The organism is Bradyrhizobium sp. S3.12.5, from assembly GCF_040548225.1.
Lineage (GTDB): Bacteria > Pseudomonadota > Alphaproteobacteria > Rhizobiales > Xanthobacteraceae > Bradyrhizobium > Bradyrhizobium cytisi.
In genome coordinates this window covers 16,376-31,062 of record NZ_JBEPRF010000003.1, presented here as the reverse complement: position 1 = coordinate 31,062, position 14,687 = coordinate 16,376, and the positions used below count along the sequence as shown (strand labels likewise).

12 protein-coding genes are annotated in these 14,687 nt (G+C 60.4%); 7 read left to right on the top strand and 5 right to left on the bottom strand.

The window, feature by feature from the left end:
- The first annotated feature begins 9 nt into the window (after positions 1 to 9).
- The 6 genes from ABIC09_RS04270 (at position 10) to ABIC09_RS04245 (ending at position 7,011) form a co-directional block, all read left to right on the top strand.
- Entirely contained in the window at positions 10 to 648 is a 639-nt protein-coding gene (locus ABIC09_RS04270) for a Vgb family protein (protein WP_354034309.1), read from the top strand.
- Between the two features lie 130 nt (positions 649 to 778).
- Positions 779 to 2,347 carry a DUF4403 family protein gene (locus ABIC09_RS04265; RefSeq protein WP_354108496.1) on the top strand — a complete coding sequence of 523 codons (1,569 nt, stop codon included), beginning with the start codon at positions 779 to 781 and terminating at the stop codon, positions 2,345 to 2,347.
- A 106-nt stretch (positions 2,348 to 2,453) separates the two neighbouring features.
- Positions 2,454 to 3,578 carry an ABC transporter ATP-binding protein gene (locus ABIC09_RS04260; protein WP_354083501.1) on the top strand — a complete coding sequence of 375 codons (1,125 nt, stop codon included), beginning with the start codon at positions 2,454 to 2,456 and terminating at the stop codon, positions 3,576 to 3,578.
- A gap of 67 nt (positions 3,579 to 3,645) precedes the next feature.
- Positions 3,646 to 4,704, top strand: coding sequence for an ABC transporter substrate-binding protein (locus ABIC09_RS04255; RefSeq protein ID WP_148750541.1), 1,059 nt, complete (start codon positions 3,646 to 3,648; stop codon positions 4,702 to 4,704).
- Between the two features lie 217 nt (positions 4,705 to 4,921).
- Entirely contained in the window at positions 4,922 to 6,184 is a 1,263-nt protein-coding gene (locus tag ABIC09_RS04250) for an ABC transporter permease (protein ID WP_148750542.1), read from the top strand.
- A complete protein-coding gene (locus ABIC09_RS04245) occupies positions 6,181 to 7,011 on the top strand; it encodes an ABC transporter permease (protein ID WP_354108495.1) in 831 nt (276 codons plus the stop codon). Before ABIC09_RS04250 ends, ABIC09_RS04245 begins: the two co-directional genes overlap by 4 nt.
- Positions 7,012 to 7,053: 42 nt before the next feature.
- On the opposite strand, the gene ABIC09_RS04240 is transcribed toward ABIC09_RS04245, so the two are convergent.
- Genes ABIC09_RS04240 through ABIC09_RS04225 form a run of 4 tightly spaced genes read right to left on the bottom strand, consistent with a single transcriptional unit; the run spans position 7,054 to position 12,445 of the window.
- Complete coding sequence (locus ABIC09_RS04240) at positions 7,054 to 7,599, bottom strand: hypothetical protein (protein ID WP_354108494.1); 546 nt, start codon at positions 7,597 to 7,599, stop codon at positions 7,054 to 7,056.
- Positions 7,600 to 7,615: 16 nt separating this feature from the next.
- Positions 7,616 to 8,053: a hypothetical protein gene (locus tag ABIC09_RS04235; protein ID WP_354108493.1), complete on the bottom strand. Its 438-nt coding sequence runs from the start codon at positions 8,051 to 8,053 to the stop codon at positions 7,616 to 7,618.
- Positions 8,053 to 8,928 carry a hypothetical protein gene (locus ABIC09_RS04230; RefSeq protein ID WP_354108492.1) on the bottom strand — a complete coding sequence of 292 codons (876 nt, stop codon included), beginning with the start codon at positions 8,926 to 8,928 and terminating at the stop codon, positions 8,053 to 8,055. Before ABIC09_RS04230 ends, ABIC09_RS04235 begins: the two co-directional genes overlap by 1 nt.
- 13 nt (positions 8,929 to 8,941) lie before the next feature.
- Positions 8,942 to 12,445 carry a hypothetical protein gene (locus ABIC09_RS04225; protein ID WP_354108491.1) on the bottom strand — a complete coding sequence of 1,168 codons (3,504 nt, stop codon included), beginning with the start codon at positions 12,443 to 12,445 and terminating at the stop codon, positions 8,942 to 8,944.
- Positions 12,446 to 12,663: 218 nt separating this feature from the next.
- Here ABIC09_RS04225 and ABIC09_RS04220 point away from each other — a divergent pair, with 218 nt between their 5' ends.
- On the top strand, positions 12,664 to 13,872 hold the full coding sequence (locus tag ABIC09_RS04220) for an ABC transporter substrate-binding protein (protein ID WP_354108490.1): 1,209 nt from the start codon (positions 12,664 to 12,666) through the stop codon (positions 13,870 to 13,872).
- Between the two features lie 58 nt (positions 13,873 to 13,930).
- Here ABIC09_RS04220 and ABIC09_RS04215 read toward each other — a convergent pair whose 3' ends face one another.
- Entirely contained in the window at positions 13,931 to 14,485 is a 555-nt protein-coding gene (locus ABIC09_RS04215) for a PRC-barrel domain-containing protein (protein ID WP_354108489.1), read from the bottom strand.
- Positions 14,486 to 14,687 lie beyond the last annotated feature (202 nt).

Here is a 14,687-nt window from a genome sequence, read left to right as displayed (position 1 = left end):
ATCGAGCAGATGAAACGTTCCGCCGCAGAGATCGTCAAGGAGTACGGGCCGTTTCCGGGCGTCGAGGCCGTGCATGGCGTCACCTATGACGGCACCCATGTCTGGTTCGCATCGGGCGACAAATTGAATGGCCTCGATCCGGCCAACGGCAAGATCACGCGCTCGCTCGATGTCGCCGCACATGCGGGCACGGCGTTCGACGGCCGCCACCTGTTCCAGATCGCGGAGGACCGCATCCAGAAGATCGACGCTGCGACAGGCAAGGTGCTCACCACGATCCCCGCGCCCGGCGGTGGTGGCGATTCCGGGTTGGCCTGGGCCGAAGGCTCGCTCTGGGTCGGTCAATATCGCGAGCGCAAGATCCATCAGATCGATCCGGACACCGGCACGGTGCTTCGCACCATCGAGAGCAAGCGCTTCGTGACCGGGGTCACCTGGGTCGACGGCGAGCTCTGGCATGGCACCTGGGAAGGTGAGGACAGCGACATCAGGCGGATCGACCCTGAAACGGGCAAGGTGCTCGAGCAGCTCGACCTGCCGGCCGGGACGATGGTTTCAGGGTTGGAATCCGACGGCGGCGATCGCCTGTTCTGCGGCGGCGGCGCGGCCGGCAAGGTGAGAGCGGTCCGCCGTCCCAGGCGCAGTTAACTGTGCACTGAGGGCCTGGATCGACGGAAACAGCCGTTAACCCGTTTGCCGCAATTCCACCCCATCGGTGCGCTCTAGCGCCCTGCTCGCCTGCCCTGTAAAATCCCCGTCGGGGCGGCTTGGGGGATTGATGCGACTAACCTTGAACTTGAAGACTGTTCTGATCGCCGTTGTGGTGCTCGCTGCGTCGTTTTTCATCAGCCTGAAGGCGATGGACTTGCTGTCGCCGCGCGCGACCAATTCGGCGCCGCCGGTTGCGCAACTGCCACCGCTGCCGCCAGTGTCCAAGAGCTCGATCGTGGTGGCGCCAGTGGCGATCGCGCTGTCGGCGATCCGGGACCAGGCCGAGAAGGCATCACCGCGCAACTTCGCCGGCAAGGCCGAAAATCCGATCTCGCAGATCCTGCAGGACGGCGATATCGGCTGGACCGCCGTCCGCGGGCCGATGTCGGCGACCGGCGACAAGGACGTGCTGACGCTGTCGACGCCGATCAGCGGCAAGCTGAACGTGACGGGTTCGCTGTCGGCGAAAGCGACCGGCGCGCTCGGCGATGCGCTGGGCAGCGTGCTCGGCGGCGACGCGGCGAAACGGATCGGCGCGGTCAACATCAAGAATTTGAACGCCAGCGCCGAGATCAAGGGCAATGTGGTCGTCACCTCGCGCCCGAAGCTCGCGGCCGCCTGGCATCTCGAGCCGAATTTGGGCGCACAGGTCAATCTCGGCGACACCAACCTCAACGTCGCCGGCGCCAAGGTCAACGTGCCCGCGCAGGTGAAGCCGCTGATCGACAAGACGGTCGGCGATCAGCTCAACGTCGTCTCGGAGCGCATCCGCAGCGATCCCAGCCTGCGCGAGAACGCCAAGGTGCAATGGGCCAAGGCCTGCCGCTCGATCCCGCTGCAAGGTAGCGGTTCCTCGGCCGCGCTGCCGCCGCTCTGGCTCGAGATGAAGCCGACCCGCGCGATCGCAGCGCAGCCGCGCGTCGACGCGCAGAACGTGACGCTGCTGCTCGGCCTCGAGGCCGAGACGCGCGTGACGTCGACGCAGACCAAGCCAGACTGCCCGTTCCCCGACAAGATCTCGATCGTGCCGCCGACCGGCACCGGCGTGAACATCGGCGTTCCCATCGACGTTCCCTTCACCGAGATCAACAAGCTGATCGCAGCCCAGATGGTCGGCCACACCTATCCAGAGGACGGCTCCGGTCCGGTCGAGGTCACGGTGAAAAGCGTCAACGTCGTCCCCTCCGGCGAGCGGCTTCTGATCTCGCTGCTGGTGCGCGCCAAGGAGAAGAAGAGCTGGCTCGGGCTCGACGCCGAGGCGACCGTGCACATCTGGGGCCGGCCGATGCTCGACCAGGCGCAGCAGACGCTGCGGCTCGCCGACATCCAGCTCGCGGTGGAGTCCGAGGCGGCGTTCGGTCTGCTCGGCGCCGCGGCCCGCGCGGTGGTGCCTCAAATGCAGCAGGCGCTGGTGCAAAAAGCGACACTCGACCTGAAGCCGATCGCCGCCAACGCGCGCGAGAAAATCGCAGGCGTCATTGCCGACTTCCAGAAGAGCGAGGACGGCGTCAAGGTCGAGGCCAATATCAGCAGCCTCACGCTGGCCGACATCGCCTTCGATTCCAGGACGCTGCGCGTGGTCGCGGAAGCCGGCGGGACACTGAATGTGTATGTGACCAGGCTGTCGGGGATGTAGAGCGCCTTCGCGCCCCGCGCCGTCTCGTCGCTTGCACCGCTGGCATTCTCGTCGGAGGGTGCTAAGCTGTTTCTCGACAGCATCGTAGGGGACACGCGAGGACAACATGGAAGCCGGCCTGGTCACGCCTGCGCCGGCACTGGTGCGCTTTTCCGGCATTCAGAAGACCTATGATGGCGAGCATCTCGTGGTGAAGAACCTCGATCTCGACATCAGGAAGGGCGAGTTCATCACCCTGCTCGGCCCCTCGGGCTCGGGCAAGACGACCACGCTGATGATGCTGGCCGGCTTCGAGGTTCCGACCCAGGGCGAGATCTACCTCGCGGACCGGCCGATCAAGAACATGCCGCCGCACCAGCGCGACATCGGCATGGTGTTCCAGAACTATGCCCTGTTTCCGCACCTGACGATCGAGGAGAACGTCGCCTTTCCGCTGTCCGTGCGCAAGATCAACAAGGCGGAAACGCAAGCGCGCGTCAAAGCGGCGCTGCGCATGATCAAGATGGAAACGCTGGCGCAGCGGCGGCCCGGGCAACTGTCCGGCGGCCAGCAGCAGCGCGTGGCGCTGGCCCGCGCGCTGGTCTTCAACCCGCAGCTCGTGCTGATGGACGAGCCTCTGGGCGCGCTGGACAAGCGTCTGCGCGAGCAAATGCAGCTGGAGATCAAGCAACTGCACGAGACCATGGGCATCACCGTCGTCTACGTCACCCACGACCAGAGCGAAGCGCTCACCATGTCGGACCGCATCGCCGTGTTCAACGACGGCATCGTGCAGCAGATCGACCGGCCCGACGCGCTGTATGAGCATCCGGTCAACAGCTTCGTCGCCAACTTCGTCGGCGAGAGCAACGTGCTGGCCGGCACCGTGGAGACGATCGAGAAGGACTATTGCCGCGTCGCGCTGGCGGCCGGCGGCTCCGTCATGGCCCGTGCGGTCAACGTAGCAGGCGCAGGTGCTTCGACCTCGTTGTCGGTGCGGCCGGAGCGGATCGCCATTATCCCTGATGGCGCCTCCAGCGACGGACCGAACCGGCTGCCGGCCAAGGTGCAGAACACCATCTATCTCGGCGACCACGCGCTGGCCGTGCTCGATGTCTCAGGGAACGCCGAGTTCATGGTCAAGCTTCAGCCGGGGGCGCATGATAGCCTGCGGCATAGCAGCCTAAGACCTGGCGAAAACGTGTTCATCACCTTCCGTCCCGAGGACTGCCTCGCCCTCGATCCCGTCTGATCCCGATGCGAGTGGCACCTGCATCGATCAACCTCAACGCAACGCAGATGAAGAAGGAACAAGGACCATGCTGAAGCGCAAGATTGGCAAGATTGCTCTGGGTTTCGCCGCGGCGTTCAGCGCCAGCGCCGCGCTGGCCACAGTCGCGCAGGCGCGTGACCTCACCGTCGTGTCGTGGGGCGGCGCGTATCAGGATGCCCAGAAGAAGGTCTATTTCGAGCCGTTCAAGAAGGCGGCCGGTGTTGCCATGAACGATGAGTCCTGGGACGGCGGCGTCGGCGTGTTGCGCGCCAAGGTCCAGGGCGGCGCCGCCACCTGGGACCTCGTCCAGGTCGAGAGCGACGAGCTCGCGGTCGGCTGCGAGGAAGGGCTGTTCGAGAAGCTGGACTATTCCAAGATCGGCGGCGAGGCCGCTTACATACCACCGTCGGTCAATCCCTGCGGCGTCGGCGCCATCCTCTACGATTTCGTGCTCGGCTACGACAAGGACAAGCTGAAGGATGCGCCCAAGGGCTGGGCCGACTTCTTCGACACCAAGAAGATTCCGGGCAAGCGCGCCCTGCGTCAGGGCCCGAAGACCACGCTCGAGATCGCCCTCATGGCCGACGGCGTCGCACCGAAGGACGTCTACAAGGTGCTGGCGACCGACGAAGGCGTCGATCGCGCATTCAAGAAACTGGACACCATCAAGGGCGACCTCGTCTGGTGGAAGGCCGGCGCCCAGCCGCCGCAATTGCTCGCCTCCGGCGAGGTGGCGATGACCTCGGTCTACAACGGCCGCATCGACACCGCGAACAAGAACGAGAAGAAGAACTTCGGCATGGTGTGGGATGGCGCGCTCTTCACCCTCGACAGCTGGGTCATCCTGAAGGGCAGCCCGAACAAGGACGCCGCCTACAAGTTCCTGGACTTCGCCGGCAAGGCCGAGAACCAGTCCAAATTGTCGGAGAATATTGCCTACGGCACCTCGAACAAGGACGCCGCCGCGCTGATCCAGCCGGCCGTCCTGAAGGATCTGCCGACCGCGCCCGACAACATCAAGAACGCGGTCGAGATCAACGTTGCCTTCTGGCTCGAGAACATCGACCGCCTGACCGAGCGCTTCAACAAATGGGCCGCGAAATAACGCGCCGGCGAAACGGCGTGCGGCGCGCATTCAGAGCATCTTCGTTGCGGCCATCCTTCGAGACGCCCGCTTTAGGCGGGCTCCTCAGGATGAGGACGGAGTGTGCGGCGGCCATTTCGCAGGAACTGGTGTTGATGAGCCTCATCCTGAGGAGACCGCGAAGCGGTCGTCTCGAAGGACGAGGCGCGCGCTCAGACCGATCGAAGAGGCTCTCCACATGACGGCAACTTCCTTGACCGGCGCCAATGCGTTGACCGAGGTGCCACTCAAGCGCCGATTGCGGCGTGCAGAGCGGACACGCCAGGTCAAGGCATTGGCGCTGGTGCTGCCGCTTCTCGTCTTCCTGCTCTTCACCTTCGCGGGCCCGATCGCCGGCATGCTGTGGCGCGCGATCGATGACCGCGAGGTGCGTCAGGCTCTGCCCCAAACCGTCGCGGCTCTCGCCAGCTGGGACGGCAAGGACCTGCCGGATGAAAAGGCCTACGCGGCGCTGGCCAGCGACATCCTGGCGGCGCGCGCCTCCGGCACCATTGCCATCGCAGCCAAGCGGCTCAATTACGCCCTGAACGGCTTTCGCACGATCCTGACCAGCACCGCACGCAATCTGAAGGCGGTGCCGGAGCCCGGCACGGCCAGGGAGACGCTGGGCAAGATCAACCCGGCCTGGCGTGAGCGCACCACCTGGACGACGATCAAGGATGCCGGTGGCCCGGTCACGGGCTTCTATCTTTTGGCGGCACTCGACCTGACGCGGAACGTGGACGGCGCGATCGTCGCGGCCCCGCCGGATCAGGCCATCTACCGCGATGTCTTCGGACGCACCTTCCTCATCAGTCTCGGTGTCACCGTACTCTGCCTGCTCCTCGGCTTCCCGGTCGCGTACCTGCTGGCGACGCTGCCGCCCGGCCGGTCGAACCTCTTGATGATCTTCGTGCTGCTGCCGTTCTGGACATCGCTTCTGGTGCGCACCTGCGCCTGGATCGTGCTGCTGCAGAGCAAAGGCGTCGTGAACGACAGCCTGCACTGGCTTGGCATCATCGACGAGCCGTTGCGCCTGATCTACAACCGCTTCGGTGTCTGCGTGGCCATGACCCATGTGCTGCTGCCGTTCATGATCCTGCCGCTGTACAGCAGCATGAAGGCGATCTCGCCGGCTTACATGCGTGCCGCCGCCTCGCTCGGCGCGCCACCCCTCACCGCTTTCCTGCGAATCTACCTGCCGCAAACCCTGCCCGGCATCGGCGCGGGAGGCCTGCTCGTCTTCATCCTCGCGCTCGGCTACTACATCACGCCGGCCCTGGTCGGCGGCGCCGCCGATCAGATGATCAGCTACTTCATCGCGCTCTACACGACCGAGACCGCCAATTGGGGCCTTGCGTCGGCGCTGGGGGCGGTGCTGCTGCTGGCTACGATTCTGCTCGCTCTCGTCTACGGCAAGCTGGTGCAGGGCCAGCAGGTCACGGGAGGGATGAAGAATTGAGCGACAATGCTTCCCTCCGCACGCCCAGCCAGCGCATCGCGTGGACCGCGACCATCGTCATCTCGACGCTGGTGTTCATCTTCCTGATCGCGCCGATTCTCGCAATCATGCCGCTGTCCGTCAGCTCGGGCTCGTACCTCACCTATCCGCTGCCCGGCCTCTCCTTGCGCTGGTACGACGACTTCATCAACTCGCCGCGCTGGATGAATTCGCTGAAGAACAGCATGATCATCGGCGTCGCTTCGACGCTTCTGTCCATGCTTCTCGGCACGCTGGCCGCGCTGGGCCTCGCGCAGTGGAAAAGCCGGTTCAAGCCGCTGGCGCTGGCTTTCGTGCTGTCGCCGGTCGTCGTGCCCGGTGTCATCACCGCGGTCGGTCTCTATTTCTTTTTCGCGCCGATCGGACTGACCGGCAGCTATCTCGGCTTGATCCTGGCTCACACCGCGCTGGCGACGCCCTTCGTGGTGATCACGGTCGGCGCGACGCTGCAAAGCTTTGACACCAACCTCGCGCGCGCCGCCGCCTCGCTCGGCGCCTCGCCGCTTGAGGCGTTCCGCCGCGTGATCCTGCCGCTGATCCTGCCCGGCGTGGCGTCGGGCGCGCTGTTCGCCTTCGCGACCAGCTTCGACGAGGTGGTGATCGTGCTGTTCATGGCAGGGCCGGAGCAGCGCACCCTGCCGCGGGAGATGTTCAGCGGCATCCGCGAGAACATCAGCCCGACCATCACGGCAGCGGCGGTGATCCTGACGACAGTCTCGGTCATCCTCCTCGCCACCCTGGAAGGCCTGCGCCGGCGCAACGAACGGCTCAAGGGCAGCAGCGCCTGACCGGTTGCGTACACAGGCGCCCGAGCAACTTGATAAAATTCGTCATTTGTTGCGGCTCTGCTGCAACTGCAAAACCGAAACACTTACAGCATCTATGAAGTCCGGCTGAGCAACGAGAAACGCCGCGACTCGTTCGTCGTTTGCATCCTTACCAGGTGGGCCTGTGAGCTCTACTCGATAATTAGTTGCCATTCCCTTCGCCACTTGATCAATAAGTTTGCTGCTATTGTTTGACGTAAGATCGATCACTGCTTTGCTTACGGCCTGCTTTGTAGCCGAATCGATGATTTCCTTGTTGATCGACTTAGCAAGAGTTCCGGCCAGGTCAGCCTTCATGCTGGCGAAGTCGCTTTGCGCCTTGTTCAGGTCTCGCCTCATGGCACCTAGAGATATTTCGCTCTTGTCGACGTCGCTCTTTTCCTTCTCTTCCAAGGAGGTGACTTTCGCAACGCTGGAGTCGACCCGTTTACTAAGAGCACTTAGATCTCCGCGCAATCCAAGAACTTGGATTGAAAGTACGACTAAAGCACCAATTGAGAGCGCGTTGATAACGCCGAATATCCATAAAAGCCTCTTGCTCCTGTCCATTTTGATCTCTCCTTTGTTAGCGCCGCGACGCCATCCGGCGGTTTGCCTTCTGCGACGACGTTCTTTCTATGAATCGCAAAAGGGCTTCGACTAATCGAAAGATCGAGTTCGAATTCTCGGCAATGATTTGCTTCAGAAGCTCATCTTTGGCTAGCTTGTTCAACTTAGCGGCGTGGCTCGCAAGAAACTCGAGGTTGGACAATTCTTTCTGGGTTCCAAGAAAAAGATAGAATCCAGTCGCCGCTATTAGAAGTGAAACCAACGCCATAGCGGCGTTACTATTGGCCAGATGCCAGCCGACGCCGGCGATACCGAATGCGGCCATGGTGGCGGCTAGCGACGTTAAAGTAACCAATGGCAACCGACTGTAGCTCCACACAGCCGCAGAAGCGGACGCCGTCTCGTTGCCTAAGCCTCCAGGCTGACCCGCAAGGCCGGTGACAGTTAATATCATCACAGATCTCCGTACTCCTCGTTAGCCTCATAAGCGGCGGACACGTAGTCGCGCGTTCCGGAACGTACTTTTTCCAAGATGGATCGCGTCGCGCGTATGACGGTCTCTGGTCGAAGTATGCGCGAGTCCGCACGGAATATTGCGTTCCCGTGATGGCTCTTCACCACGTCCGAAAGATACGAGGATGTGCAACACGCAAAATCGCAAATTCCGCTCCACCCAAGTGGGAAGCAATTCGCTATGTCGGCAGGACGCCACAATCCGTCATTCAACTCTAAGCGAGCTCCCGGCAAGATACCGCCTCCGAATATCTCATCGATCCGTTCGCGAGCCATGCTTTGGGCGAAAAAATTGGATATCATAGCTGTCTGAGCGGGTTGTAACCCTAAGTCGAGCCATTTAGGCCAACGACGAATAGCCATCGTCAGGCAATTCGCCAACTTTGCACGAGAATCGTCCTCACTCGCTTCGGCCACGAGTGGCGCTGCCTTGAGACCAAGTATTCCAATGGACTGACAGAGTTGGATGGATTGACCTAGCTGGTTCACTGGTGCCGTTAAGTCGGTCCATCGAACGGCAGCTCCTTTCCAGTGGGCGAGGACAATTACAACGTCGCTGGCTGCTGCCGCCGTCCGAACATTATTCAGTGTCGCTTTGCGAACTACGGTTATGCAGTTCTTGCCACACCATTCAAAAAGGGCTTCCGCAGCGCCCCCTAGGTGCGGGCCGACCAACCGCCAGACATCCTTCGGCGAATAGTATTTGAGCAGTTGATTTACCACATAGTCGTTTTGTGGGTCGCTGGCGGATGCTTCCACATCGGCTAACGAATGTGGAAGTGCCGTGAGTAGCGATATCTTTGCTTTCTTGCCCATGGCGGTCAGAGCCTTATAGGGCCTGCTCTGGCGACAGCTTGTTCAGCCGCAGAACAAAGCGTAGGCCGCCTCGTGTCATGTCAAGTCTCCCCGACACTTCATACTCGGGCGCCTCTCGCTTTATCCCGGCCTTCACTTCTACTAGAAAATCAACGATCTGAGCCGGGCGATCGCTTCGCTTCGTCTTTGTACGTGCGAATGCCGTTGTGACGGCATTTCGTATTCGTTCGACGATACTGCCATCAGGAGCCTCCCGCTTGCGCGCTCGCGCAGCAAGATCTCCCAAAATCGGCTTTATCTGCTCTATGTGGAAGCCTGTTACCAACAATACCGCGCCTCGCCCGTTAACATAGGTCTTTGTGGCATCGAGGAGAATGCTTGCGCCGCTTTCGATTTCCTGGGTGACAAGCTTAAGGATCTCCTCTCTGCTAACCTCCTTCGAAACCTCCAACTCGACTCGCCCGTCCGTCGTCTCAACGATCGTCCGCCTTCGTCCCGTTGCCTCGTCGACGAAGAAGACCAATCGGGGCGTGCCGCCCCCACCGCTCGTGGTTGCCCCTCCTTTGCTTAGCGGAGGCTGATTCGGCGGTTGTTGCGGACTTGCCGCAGGTGCAGACGTTTCAGCAGGCGGAATGCGCCAACCGCCTCCACCGCCTCCGGCTTGCGTTTGCGGCGCTGCCGTTTTGTAGTTTGCAATGACCGCATCAACGTCGCGAGCTGACAACGACCCATCGAGCACTACAGTCATTGACGGCTTGCCTCTTGAGCGCCCCTCAATAATAGATGGCATGCCGTAAGCGCCATAGACCGCGACCTGTTGGGCTATACCGCTTGCGGTCTCCTCAAAGTAAAGCTGGCCGCCGCCTGTCCGGCCGATACGAATTGCGCTTAGTTCTCCATTGACTGAATGCGCCGCAGATCCTGCAGACGCCGCCAAATTTACCCTAGTACTCTCCGCTCGGTCCGACGAGGTAATTGTGGACGGCAGAACTCCGAGAGCCATTCCACGGTCGGTGATCGCCGGTTGCCCGGTCGTGAACGCCGCCGCGAAGGCTCTCGCTTGCGTGTTCGCGTCTGCATCGGCGGCGCGCGACATGCTGGAAGCAATCTCGCTCATGAAGTCCGAATCACCGGCGCTTATTCGGAGCTTCCCGTCCGCAGATACAAACTGCCCCTTCGAGAGACCTGGATCGATGTCCACTATGTAGGGCTGTCTATTGACATTATGCCCGCCAACGAAGCGCTCTGAAAGATTACTGGAGCGGACGATTGTCGGGGTTCGTACCGAAAAGAATGCATCAGGAGACAAATGCTCGATGGCATGTGACTCAACTTCGCTCAAGATATTCTGTCGAAAGTTGGGTTGATTCTGACCACATTGAGCCGTAAGGACCTCAACGGTTAACCTGTCTTGATAAAGGGGCGAAGCAGCGTCGATCCGCTTCTTCTGGAGCCGCTGCGCCTCGCCCACCGTCGCCGTTAATGCGCTTTCTTCCGAATCAAGTTTATTTTTGAGAGCTTCCAGAGGCTTCTTATCGCGATCAAATTTCGTCGCGTCGCTTTGATGATCTATTTCATAGAGACTAAGCCGCTGGCCAGCTTTTGCCGCTTGATCACGAGTAAGCCCGTGAGTATTCCGGCACGCCTTTAAACCTTGACGATTTGGCGAATACGACAGCTCACATTCATATTTCTTGAAATATTCGTCGAAAGCCTGCCTTAACGGATCGTAACTCTGCCAATCTTGATTGTACGCCCGCAGTACATTTCCATATTGTAAACGTAGTCCTTCAATCGTCTTGCCCAGACTCTCGATCGTTGCTCCCGACAGATTGCCATCGTACCGCATAGCTACCGCCGCTCTAGCAGCGCGCGTTACCCATTCCTCCTTCGACGATGGCGGATTAGTTCCCAGCCCACCGAGTCCGCTTTGAAACACCAGCGTGCGGTACTCCGCAGCGATCATGTCCAAAAATTTTAAATCTTTCGCACCAAGTTCTTCGATGCAGGCCGAGAATTGCTTTGCAATCGCCCGCTTGAGCGAGTCTCCGATCGATTCAAATGCTTTCTCTCGATCGGTGTAAGGGACAATCCCTCGCAACACCGTGCTTTGAAAGCTCTGGTAGAGAGCCATATACTGTACAGATCGCGTGAGTGTTTTACTGTGAGCACCATTGAACCAAGCGGTGTAGACACGCTCGGCTTCCACTACCGCGTCTGACCCCGCCAGGGTTGATGAAACTCCTGTCGCGCTAGGCAAGTATGTCACGCTGAAACTGCCCGCACGATTTAGCGCGAAGATGCGCCGACCATCTTTGCGAATTAGCCAGTGACCTGCGCCGACAGTGTTGAAGTTAAACACGAGCGAAGCCGCCTGCAGTCGACTAAAAACGCCCTCTGCGTACGGTGGATTTTTTATTGGCTGAATATCATACCCTTCGTAACTTACGATGTTCGACAGTGATTGCGATTTCAGAATCGCATCCGCCTGATTTAAGATCGACCCGAATTCGGTGTTAATCAGCTCCGCTGACAAGTAATTTGGCGCCCAGTCCGCGGCGGCACCTTTTTCGGAGGAAGTCCTGCCGGCGCCCGGGAATGTTCGATCATAGCTTTGGGCGAGCGCCTCGTTTTTTGTGACCATCAAATTAACGATGTCTTCGACTCGCAATGGGGGAAAGTCGACCCATGACTCCTGTCGGACTCTCGCTACTATGGCAACCGACTTACCGATCTCCACGACGCCGCCGAGTATCAAATCGCTATCAAGGGCAAACACTCGAACATTTGTTACATCTGCAAAGCTAAGGGGACGAGTTAGATCGGCAAGCAATACGACAAGGGAATTGTCAAGCGAGATGTATCTCCCTGACTTGTCTTCGCTCATCAATTGCAACAGCGTTTTCTTTGATCCGGTTTCAGGCGATAGGAATTCCATAGCCTCGTTGTCGCCCAACAGCCAATTGTCGAGCCGAGCCCCGCTGATTGGCAGTGAGCTCGGGGCCTTTGTTTGAGGCGGATGATCGATAAGCTCATTGAGCTTGATTGCGCGTGCGCCGCTCACCGTTCCATAAATGGCAAGACTTAGCGTACGAACACCTTCATCTATCGCGGACGTCCCTGACACGCCGGCGGCGCTGGAATCCAGTTCAAGAACAAAATCGTAGACTTGACCATTTCGACCCAGCGGTCTCGACTGCAAGCTAACGCTAGTGAGACCGCGAAATACAGTCTTAAAAAGGCTGCGGTACTGGCCCTCACTGAAGGCGGGCGGTGGCTCCGAATATATGAGCGTAAAGTGGGGGCCATCTCCAGCCACAATCCAATCTTGAAAGTGTTCTGGAATAATTTGCCGGAACTTTTTCCACGCCGCGAGAGCCGCAGCAGAAGGCCCAGGCGCGCTCTGCCCGAGAGAAAGAGTCTGAGCGAGAACCGGTTCGTCGATCGCCACAGCAACAGACAAGAGCAATAGAGACAACGCAAATGCTCGAACCCAACAGAGCGGAAAAATTCGCATCTGAGGCGCCTTCAAAAACTGAATAAAACAAATTGCAGCGTTGCGAGAGTATCCCAAATCTTTCACAACGCAAGCGCGACAATTTGGGGGCGAAGACCACCGCCCCCTACCTATTCTGACCCCTCCGCCCGCCTCCCCGGCTTTGCCCCCGCGACTGTTTGCCGCTAGAACGGTCCTTGCAACAAAGCCCAAACAACAAGACTAAGGGAGAAAACGACATGCAAAAACTCATCGCCGCCGTCGCGGCCAGCTTCGCCATCGCCGTGACCTGCGGCGCAGCGCAGGCGCAGATTTCCGACAACGTCGTCAAGCTCGGCGTGCTCACGGACATGTCGAGCCTTTATGCCGACGCGACCGGCAAGGGCTCGCTGGCCGCCGTCGAGATGGCCGTTGCAGATTACGGCGGCAAGGTCGCAGGCGTCCCGATCCAGATCGCTTCCGCCGACCACCAGAACAAGCCCGACGTCGGCGTCAACATCGCCCGCAACTGGTACGACAACGAGAAGGTGGACGCGGTTCTCGACGTGCCGACCTCCTCGGTCGCGCTGCCGATCTCGGCGCTGACGCGCGAGAAGAACAAGATCAACATCAATTCCGGCGGCGGCTCTTCCGACATCACCGGCACCGCCTGCTCGCCCAACACGGTGCACTGGACCTACGACACCTACGCGCTGTCGAACGTTGCCGGCAAGGCGATGGTGAAGCGCGGCGAGGACACCTGGTTCTTCATCACGGCCGACTACGCCTTCGGCATGGCGCTGCAGCGCGATGCCGCCAACGTCGTCAAGGAAAGCGGCGGCAAGGTGCTCGGCGAGGTCCGCCATCCGCTCAACTCGTCGGACTTCTCCTCCTTCCTGCTCCAGGCCCAGGCCTCCAAGGCCAAGGTGGTCGCGCTGGCCGACGCCGGTGGCGACACCACCAACGCCCTGAAGCAGGCGGCCGAGTTCGGCCTGACGCAAGGCGGGCAGAAGATGAACGCGCTGCTCATGGAGATCACCGACGTTCATTCGCTCGGCATCAAGGCGACACAAGGCCTGATCATCACCGATGCGTTCTACTGGGACATGAACGAGGAAACGCGCGCCTTCTCGAAACGCTTCAACGAGAAGGTCGGTCACATGCCGACCATGATCCAGGCTGGCCTCTATTCGGCGACCATGCACTATCTGAAGGCGATCGAGGCCATCAAGACCGATGAGGCGCCCAAGGTGATGGAGCAGATGCGCAAGACGCCGGTCAACGACTTCTTCGCCAAGAACGGCAAGATCCGCATCGACGGCCGCATGGTCCACGACATGTATCTGTTCGAGGTGAAGAAGCCGGAAGAGTCCAAGGGCGAGTGGGACCTCTACAAGCTGATCGCCACCGTGCCCGGCGACGAAGCTTTCCGCCCGCTCGACAAGGGCGGCTGCCCGCTGGTGAAGTGAACTCGACAGCGCGCCCGGTGAAAACCGGGCGCGCTTCGTTTAGGAGGTCAGAAGCGCATTACTCCGAGTACTTGAACTCGGGCATCTTCTTCAGATCGTCCTTGCTGGCATTGAACACGGCGTGGTCCGGATACCACTTCGAGCCAGACGACGCCGTCGCAGTCTTGTCGGTGCCGGTCGCAGCGCCCGTGGTGGTGGTCGACTTGCTCATGGTGCCGGGTCCGCCTGGGCTCATGCCGGGCGCGCCGGGAGCCGTACCGCCGCCGGAATAGGCCACCGCCTCATTGGTGAATTTCAACTTGTCGTAGGGAACGGCGACCAGATGCTCGCCCATGCCGAGGAAGCCGCCGACGCCGATCACGGCGGTCTTGATCGCACCGCTCTTGTCCATCAGGAGGTCGTTGATCGAGCCGATGTTCTCGTTGGCGTCGTTGTAGATCCTCAGGCCGGCCATCTTCGATGCGCGCCAATCACCCGACGCGCTCGTGGTTGTGGTGGTCGCGGTAGATGCGTTTGGCGACTTGTCGTTGGTGGCCGTCGGGTTTTGTGCAACCGCAACGGTCGCAAGCAGTGCCGTGCCGGCAAGGCCGGCGGCGATTGATTTCATCAACATGGTTGTCCTCTCCTTCAGCAGAAACTTGTGCGGAGAGAACAAACACGATCAGCGGCAGTTCCTGTGCTGCGGCAATTTCGTTGCGCAGTCGCGCTGCGTTGCGAGGAAGGTTCCTGCGTCACGCAGAACGTTTGTGCGGTTCCCCGCCGACGATCTTGCGCCCTGGGATGTAGCTCGATCGCGGCGAGGAACGCGCCGACCT